Source organism: Sphaerisporangium rufum (assembly GCF_016863395.1).
Taxonomy (GTDB): domain Bacteria; phylum Actinomycetota; class Actinomycetes; order Streptosporangiales; family Streptosporangiaceae; genus Sphaerisporangium; species Sphaerisporangium rufum.
Genome location: NZ_BOOU01000080.1, coordinates 57,450 through 63,797 on the forward strand (window position 1 = coordinate 57,450; position 6,348 = coordinate 63,797).

7 protein-coding genes are annotated in these 6,348 nt (G+C 73.5%); 2 read left to right on the forward strand and 5 right to left on the reverse strand.

The window, feature by feature from the left end:
• Positions 1–2: 2 nt before the first annotated feature.
• Positions 3–404, reverse strand: a complete 402-nt coding sequence (locus Sru01_RS28810) for a nuclear transport factor 2 family protein (RefSeq protein WP_203992067.1) — start codon at positions 402–404, stop codon at positions 3–5.
• A gap of 93 nt (positions 405–497) precedes the next feature.
• Between Sru01_RS28810 and Sru01_RS28815 the strand changes: the two genes are divergently transcribed.
• Positions 498–1,082: a TetR/AcrR family transcriptional regulator gene (locus Sru01_RS28815; RefSeq protein ID WP_203992070.1), complete on the forward strand. Its 585-nt coding sequence runs from the start codon at positions 498–500 to the stop codon at positions 1,080–1,082.
• A 56-nt stretch (positions 1,083–1,138) separates the two neighbouring features.
• On the opposite strand, the gene Sru01_RS28820 is transcribed toward Sru01_RS28815, so the two are convergent.
• Positions 1,139–2,197, reverse strand: coding sequence for an aldo/keto reductase (locus Sru01_RS28820; RefSeq protein ID WP_239137813.1), 1,059 nt, complete (start codon positions 2,195–2,197; stop codon positions 1,139–1,141).
• 174 nt (positions 2,198–2,371) lie between these two features.
• Here Sru01_RS28820 and Sru01_RS28825 point away from each other — a divergent pair, with 174 nt between their 5' ends.
• Positions 2,372–3,268: a helix-turn-helix domain-containing protein gene (locus Sru01_RS28825; RefSeq protein WP_239137814.1), complete on the forward strand. Its 897-nt coding sequence runs from the start codon at positions 2,372–2,374 to the stop codon at positions 3,266–3,268.
• A gap of 90 nt (positions 3,269–3,358) precedes the next feature.
• On the opposite strand, the gene Sru01_RS28830 is transcribed toward Sru01_RS28825, so the two are convergent.
• From Sru01_RS28830 to Sru01_RS28840, 3 genes are all read right to left on the reverse strand, one after another.
• Entirely contained in the window at positions 3,359–3,814 is a 456-nt protein-coding gene (locus tag Sru01_RS28830) for a GNAT family N-acetyltransferase (RefSeq protein WP_203992074.1), read from the reverse strand.
• A gap of 153 nt (positions 3,815–3,967) precedes the next feature.
• Positions 3,968–5,194, reverse strand: coding sequence for a CU044_5270 family protein (locus tag Sru01_RS28835; RefSeq protein WP_203992076.1), 1,227 nt, complete (start codon positions 5,192–5,194; stop codon positions 3,968–3,970).
• Positions 5,187–5,780, reverse strand: coding sequence for an RNA polymerase sigma factor (locus tag Sru01_RS28840; RefSeq protein WP_203992078.1), 594 nt, complete (start codon positions 5,778–5,780; stop codon positions 5,187–5,189). Before Sru01_RS28840 ends, Sru01_RS28835 begins: the two co-directional genes overlap by 8 nt.
• Positions 5,781–6,348: the final 568 nt, after the last annotated feature.

The window sequence follows — 6,348 nt, forward strand, 5'->3', positions numbered from 1 at the left end:
TGTCAGGGGGTGAGGGGCTTGCGGCGGGCCCGGACGACGCGGTGGCCGATCCGCCAGCCCTGCTCGCCGCGGACGATCGTGTCCTCGTAGGTGACGCTGGCCACGGTCCCGTCGGTGCTGACGCCGAAGCCCTTGGACAGGGCTCGCACCCGCCCTTCGGCCGTCTCGGTGATGACGATGTTGGTGACGTGGTGGGCGACCGGGTTGCGGTCGCCGAGGGCGAGCGCCGCCTCCCGCAGCGCCGCCGTCCCGGTGATCACACCGCCGCCGAGGTCGGTGACGTCGTAGCCGGCGTCGGGCAGGAAGAGCTCCGCCATCCCGTCCAGATCGCCGTGGTCCGCCAGATGTCCGTGCCGGTCGATCAGATCGGTGATCGCCACCCGGTCTTCGGTGCTCAGCGGCATCGCGTCCTCCAGCCAAGAAACGGGGAACTCCCCGGTTAGGGTCGGCGACTAAGCTAACCGGGGAGTTCCCCAGATGGCAATACCGGAGTGACGATGGCATCGAGCGAAGCCCGCCGCCCGGCCGTCCCCGCGCGCCGGGCGGACGCCGCGCGCAGCATGGCCCGGCTCGTCGAGGCCGCGCGCGACCTCATCGAGGAGTCGGGGACCGAGGTGCCGCTGGACGAGGTCGCCCGGCGGGCCGGTGTCGGCAACGCGACCCTCTACCGGCACTTCCCCACCCGGGGCGACCTGCTGGTCGCGGTGTACGCCGACGAGGTGACCGAGCTGTGCCGCAAGGGCGCCGGCCTGCTCACTCATCCCGAGCCGGGTGACGCGCTGTTCCGCTGGACGGAGGACTTCATCGGGCACGTGTCGGCGAAACGCGCCCTCGCCCTCGCGGCCACCGAGGGCCCCACCGGCCGGCGCACCGAGCTGTTCGACCGGTGGCACGAGGCCATGCGCTCGGCCGCGGCCGGCCTGCTGGACCGGGCGCGGCACGCCGGTGCCGTCCGCCCGGACGTCACGGTGACCGACCTGCTCGCCCTGGCCGGCGGCGTCGCGCTGGCCGCGACCGACGAGGCCCACGCCCGCCGCCTCCTCGGCGTCGTGCGCACCGGCGTCGGTACCGGCGCCGCGTGACGCGCCCCGCCGGCCACTGGACGATCCCCGGCCGCCGGCCGGCCGGGACGCGGACCTCAGCGCCGCGCGTCGATCCGGGCACCGCCGAAGATCACCGACTGCGGCATCGGGCTGTTCAGGAAGTCGTGCGGGAAGCCGAGCTCCACCCGGCTGGCCTGGTCGAGCGCCGCGAGCTCGCCAGCGGTGAAGGTCACCTCCAGGGCGGCCAGGTTGTCCTCCAGCTGGGCGAGCGTGCGGGCCCCGATGATCGGCGCGGTGACCGCCGGGTCGAGCAGCGTCCAGGCGATCGCCACCCGCGCCGGCGTGGTCCCCTTGCCGTCGGCGATCTCCCGCACCACGTCCGCGATGGCCAGCGCCCGCTCGGTGAGCGAGCCGTTGGCCGCGGCGACGTTCCGGCGGGAGCCCTCAGGGCTGGCGGACGCGTCGTGGGCCAGGTCGGCCCGGGTGTACTTGCCGGTCAGCACCCCGCTGGCCAGCGGCGACCAGGGGACGACGCCGAGGCCCATCTCCCGGGCCATCGGGATGAGGTCGCGCTCCACCGTCCGCTGCGCCAGGCTGTACTCGATCTGCAACGCCGCCAGCGGCGACCAGCCGCGCAGGTCGGCGATCGCCTGCATCCGGGACACCTGCCAGGCCGGAGTGTCGGAGATGCCGAGGTACAGCACCTTGCCGGCCCGGACCAGGTCGTCCATGCCACGCAGGACCTCCTCCACCGGCGTGGTGAAGTCCCAGGCGTGCAGGTAGAGCAGATCGATGTGGTCGGTGTTCAGCCGGCGCAGGCTCGACTCCACCGACGACACCATGCTCTTGCGGTGGTTGCCGCCCGAGTTCGGGTCGCCGGGCCGGGTGGCCAGCGTGTACTTCGTGGCCACCACCACGCGGTCCCGGCGGCCGTGCAGGAACTCCCCGAGCAGCTGCTCGGCCGTCCCGTTCGTGTAGTTGTTGGCGGTGTCGACGAAGTTGCCGCCCCGGTCGAGGTACGCGGCGAAGATCCGGTGCGCCTCGTCCTTGTCGGCCCCCCAGCCCCAGTCCGAGCCGAACGTCATGGTGCCGAGGGCCAGCGGCGAGACGCGCAGGCCGGAGCGGCCCAGCAGGCGATATCGGTCAAGCGTCAAAGGTGTCTCCACGACCGTCTCCAGAAGAACGCGGCGGCTCCAGCGTCATCCGGGCTCGGTGGCCGCCACCCGATCGGCCCGGTCGCCCCATCGTGCGCCGGGCCGGAGAAGGCGGCCAGTGAAGGCGGATCCTGGGACTGACCGTCCCAGGCACCCGGCGATAGGATCCAGGTGGTGAGCAGCAGAGCGGACGTGACCCACGAGCTGGCGGCCTTCCTGCGCACCCGCCGCGAGCGCCTCTCCCCCGCCGACCTCGCGCTCCGCACCGGCGGACGTTCCCGCCGCACTCCCGGCCTGCGCCGGGAGGAGGTCGCCGAGCTGGCCGGGGTGAGCGTCGACTACGTGGTGCGCCTGGAACAGGGCCGCGGGCTGCGCCCGTCCGCCGAGGTGCTGGACGCCCTGGCCCGGGCGTTGCTGCTGGACGACGACGAGCGGGCCTACCTGTTCGACCTGGCCCGGCAGCGCCCGACGGCGCGGCGACGGGCCGCCGAGGCGATCCCCGCCTCGCTCAGCCGCCTGGTGCACGACCTGTCCCCGCTGCCCTGCCTGCTGGTCAGCCAGCGGTGCGACATCCTGGCCTGGAACGACGAGATGGCCGCGCTGATGCTGGACTTCGACCTGCTGCCGGAGGAGTGGCACAACACGCTCCGGCTGTGCGTCCTCCACCCCGGCTACCGCGACTTCTGGCCGGACCGCGAGCTGATCATCCGGCAGTGCATCGCCGACCTGCGCGCGGCCTGGGCGGCACGGCCCGACGAGGCGCTGGACGCGCTGATCGACGAGCTCACCTCGCAGAGCGCGGAGTTCGCGCGGCTGTGGGCGGCGCGGGACGTCAAGGTGAACGGCCACGGCCGCAAGCGGCTGCGGCACCCGGTGGCCGGACCGCTCAGCGTCGACTTCCAGGTGCTCAACCCGCTGGACGACCCCGACCGGCGGCTGGTGATCTACCGGGCGGCCGACCCCGCCTCGCAGGCCGCGCTGGACTCCGTCGTCCAGGCGAGAGCCGCTCACCGCACCACCACGGCGGCCGGCCATCCGGACGCGGCTCCGGACGGCGCCCGCGGCCGGTAGGCCCGGATTCCCCCGGTCAGGACGGCGACGGGGCGGGCGGACGGCGACCGGGCCGGGTTTCCCTGCACAGGGTCCGGTTTCCGCGGGCCTTCACAGGGTGCGGGTCATGTACACGCTGTGCGGGTCGAGCCGGTAGCCGGCGAAAGGCTCGCAGTAGTCGAAGCCGAACTTCTCGTACAGCCGCCGGGCGGGCAGGAAGAAGTCGGCCGAGCCGGTCTCCAGGCTCAGCCGGGTGAACCCCATGCCCTTGGCCTCGGCGAGGATGTGCTCCAGCAGCCGGGAGGCGATCCCGGCGCGGGTACGGGCCGGCGCCGAGCGCATCGACTTCAGCTCGGCGTGCCGGTCGTCCAGCCGCTGGACGGCGCCGCAGCCCACCACGGCGTCGCCGTCCAGGACCGACCAGAAGGTGACCTCCGGGCGGCGCAGCCCGGCCAGGTCAAGGGCGTGCTTGCTCTCCAGCGGCGTGATGGCCCGCATCTGCTCGATGTGCTCGGCGAGGAACGCGGCGATCCCCGGACCGGACAGGTCGTCCACCACGATTCTCATGTCGCCCCCCGGCCTCGGCCGCTCCACACCCGCAAGACGCCACCAACTGTAGAGGCCCGGCCGGGCGATCCGATGAGGGGGCCGGAGGAGAACCGGCCCCGCTTCACCCGAACGCTTCGACGCCGCGCACCGGCGTCCGCCGGGCACCGCCGGTCAGTCGTGGTCGGCCGGCAGGTCCGGCTCCTCGTCGGTCCAGCCGGCCTGCTCGTACGCGGTGTAGGCACCGATGTTCACCCGGCGGCCGTCGGCCAGCGTGGCGGTCCCCCGGGTCTGGTCGGCCAGCAGCAGGCCGGTGTCCGGGGCCACCACCAGCAGGCGCTGCCGGGCGACCGGGCCGTTCAGCTGATAGCTGAGGCCCTGGCCGGTCCGGCCGAGCGGATCGGTGACCGCGCCTTCGGCCCGCATCCCCGGCATCGACGCCAGGAGGCGAAAGGCGGCCGCCCGGACCTGCGGCGATACCGGCAAACCCGCGAGGAGCTCGAAGCAGGATGCCTGGACCATGGGTTCCAGCCGCTGCTCAAGGTCGATGGAGGGGAACTTCTTGGTGAGACCGCCGATCCGCGCCTCCAAGTAGGCGCGCAATTCCTGCGGATCGTCCGGGATGCGGCGCGCCTCGGCCCAGCTGACCGATCTCTTCATCAGATGTCCGGCGCTGCCGCGCCAACCGCCCGTCAGCCGGGACCCGAACGGCGGCGAGGGCGAACTCTTCACCACCTCCCCCGGCTCGACCTCGCCGAAGTCGTCGACATCGATCGGATATCGCCACTCGGCGGGTGATCCGGCCGCGCGCCAGGCCGCGACGTCCTGTGCGGTCACCGGCTGCACGGGGAGCGGTTCGAAGATGCGGTGGCTCTGGCCCGCCGGCGCCACCGCCAGCCATATCTCCTCGGCGCTCCCGCGCCGCAGGAGGTAGCGCCGGTCCGGTGACACCATGGTCTGACCGCGCACCACGCGGGTCCGCCAGTAGGTGCCCGACTCGGCGGCACCGGCGGTCACCGCGGTCGCCGCGGCGAGCAGGATGTGCTGCGCGGTCGCCTGCGGCCCCGGCTTCGCCGAATCGGACGCGGCCGACGGCGGAACGGTGACGAGCGCGCCGGTGTCCGGGACGGCGAGGGTGGTGACCACGACGGCCGACGCGGCGACCGCGCCCAGCAGTGCGCTGCCCACCGCCCAATGGCGGGGCCGCCCGGCCGGTCGCCACCGGCGCCGGGCCTGGCGACCCGGCGGCTCCGCCGCGGTGATGGCGGCCATCAGCCGCGCCCGCCCGGCCGCGACCGCGTCATGATCCGGTCCCGGTTCGGAAAGCAGGCGGCGCACCGCGGTCAGGTCCTCCGGACCGGCGGGACGGGAGGAATTCCCGCGGTCGGTCGTCTCATCCATCAGATCCTCCGATCAGGGGGTTCACGCCGCCCAGGGCGGTGCGCAGCTTCCCGCGGGCCCGGCTGAGCCGGGACCCCACCGTGCCGTACGGGATGCCGAGCGTGCGGGCGATCTCCTGGTGGGAAAGGTCGGCGATCGCCGTGAGCAGCAGTACGTCTCGTTCACCCTGCGACAGCCGGGCGATCTCGGCCGCCAGCCTTCCCTGCGCGTGGGCGGCGGTGACCCGCGCCGTCACCCGGTCCTCGTGCCCGCCGTCGGCGACGTGGACGGGCGTGCGCTGGAACGCGGCCAGCCTGCGGGTCTCGCTGCGGTGGTGCTGGGCGACGAGTTTGGTGGCGATTCCGTACAGCCAGGGCCGCACGCCGCCGATGGCGGGATCGAAGCCGGGGCGTTTTCGGAAGGCGACCAGGAAGGTCTCCGCCGCCACGTCGTCGGCGATGTGCGTGCCCAGCCGGGCGGCGACGTACCGGTGGATGGGGTCGAAGTAACGCTCGTAGAGCACCGCGAAGAGGTCCGGCCGTTGCTCCGACCGAGCCATGATCGTGATGTCGTCGAGCTCCGTCGGAGCGTCCGGGGGAGCGGCCATCCGGGGAGTGTCCCTTCTGTGGGTGTCACCCGTGCTCTGCCGCAGCGGCCGCCCGCTTTCACGCCCGGCGTACGCCCGGCCGGATCGCCGCCCGCCCTCGGGCCGGTCAGCTGAAAATTTCAGCGGATCCGGCCGGTCGAACCGAAGGCACCGGGGCCGGCCGATCACGGGTCGGCGGCCTTTCCAGCGGGAACACCGTTCCCTCCGCCGCGCCCGCGGGACGGGGTGTTTCAAGCACATTGACACCCCGAAGATACCGGCCCGATAGTTTCGGCAACTGCATGATAGTTTCCGCCGCAAGCCGTTCCGATCATCGCCGAACCGGACCGCTCGCCGGGCGCCGGCCCTCCGGGGGACCGGCCGCACGGGGACCGGATCCGCGGCGGTCGCCGGACACCGCGCGTGCGGTGGCGGCCGGCCCGGAGCCCCGCTGCCGGGCCTTCGAGGAGGAAGCGCTGAACATGAGAGACATTCCTGTCCGAGGCCGCGCGGGCGGTCGCGCCCGGCTGGTGGTCCGGGTGCTGGCGGTGGTGGCGGCCGTGGTGACGGCGATGGTGCCGAGCGTGGT

Excerpts from the sequence above, each read along its gene's own strand:
- Sru01_RS28810 (WP_203992067.1), bottom strand. The coding sequence starts at position 404 with ATGCCGCTGAGCACCGAAGACCGGGTGGCGATCACCGATCTGATCGAC.
- Sru01_RS28815 (WP_203992070.1), top strand. The coding sequence starts at position 498 with ATGGCATCGAGCGAAGCCCGCCGCCCGGCCGTCCCCGCGCGCCGGGCG.
- Sru01_RS28830 (WP_203992074.1), bottom strand. The coding sequence starts at position 3,814 with ATGAGAATCGTGGTGGACGACCTGTCCGGTCCGGGGATCGCCGCGTTC.
- Sru01_RS28835 (WP_203992076.1), bottom strand. The coding sequence starts at position 5,194 with ATGGATGAGACGACCGACCGCGGGAATTCCTCCCGTCCCGCCGGTCCG.
- Sru01_RS28840 (WP_203992078.1), bottom strand. The coding sequence starts at position 5,780 with ATGGCCGCTCCCCCGGACGCTCCGACGGAGCTCGACGACATCACGATC.